The 993-nt window shown below is 69.3% G+C and carries 1 protein-coding gene; it reads right to left on the minus strand.

What is annotated here, in order from left to right:
- Window positions 1-30: 30 nt before the first annotated feature.
- The gene (locus CQZ88_RS03535) at window positions 31-900 is read right to left on the minus strand and encodes an IS5 family transposase (RefSeq protein WP_238072558.1); all 870 of its coding nucleotides are present in this window, start codon (window positions 898-900) and stop codon (window positions 31-33) included.
- Window positions 901-993: the final 93 nt, after the last annotated feature.

Raw genomic sequence — 993 nt, forward strand, 5'->3', positions numbered from 1 at the left:
GCCTCAGAGAGTGTTGTGGAACCCGCGCTGTCAGTCGGTGAGGTCCTCTGCTAGCCGGCGTGCCGCTTCGGCTTCGATCGGACCGCGGGGCTCGATGTCCTCGCCGGCCAGGCGGGCCGCCATGAGCCTGATCATCGCGACCTGGATCATGGCCTCGGCATGTGCCGTCTTGCGTTCGTAGTCCCGCGCCAACCGTCTACACCTCGTCAACCATCCGAAGGTCCTCTCGACCACCCACCGCCGGGGCAGCACCTGGAAGCCTTTCACGTCCGCGTTGCGAGGTACCACCACGACCTCGAGATTCTCGGTGCGGGCCGCCCAGTCGACCAGGCCCGCATCGACCGAGTTGACGTACCCGCCGTCGACCCACACCAGCCCCAACCCGGGAAACCGGGTCCGGGCCCCGGCCAGCACCAGCCGGGCCCCGGCCCGGTCCTGCACCGACGCCGAGTGCACCAGCCCGACCAACATCAACCCGAGGGTGTCGACCAGCAGATGACGCTTGCGGCCCCGGACGCGTTTGCCGGCGTCGTAGCCGATCTGCTCGCCGCCCTCGCTGCTGCGCACCGACTGCGAGTCCAGCACCGCCGCCGACGGTTGCGGATCACGTCCGTCGTTGGCACGCAACCGATCTCGCAGGGTGTCGTGGATGCGCGCCCAGGTGCCGTCCGCGCTCCAGGCGGCGAAGATCCGGTAGGCGGTGCTCCACGGGGCCAGATCGTGCGGGACCAGCCGCCAGGCGCAGCCGGTGGCCAGCACGTACAAGATCGTGTCGACGACCAGTCGGCGTGGGTGCACCGCCGGCCGGCCCCCGAGCCGCGGGCTCGGTCGAGGCAGCAGCGGTGCGATCACCGCCCACTGCGCATCGGTCAGCGACGAGTCGTAGGCGGGCTTGCACACACACGGACACACGTACCGACACGATCATCGATCACGTTCGGATACCACGGCCGACACGCCGCGTCAGCACAGGGTTCCACAACACTCTCTCAG

The organism is Rhodococcus sp. ENV425 (assembly GCF_002887785.1).
In the GTDB taxonomy this organism is placed as follows: domain Bacteria; phylum Actinomycetota; class Actinomycetes; order Mycobacteriales; family Mycobacteriaceae; genus Rhodococcus; species Rhodococcus aetherivorans.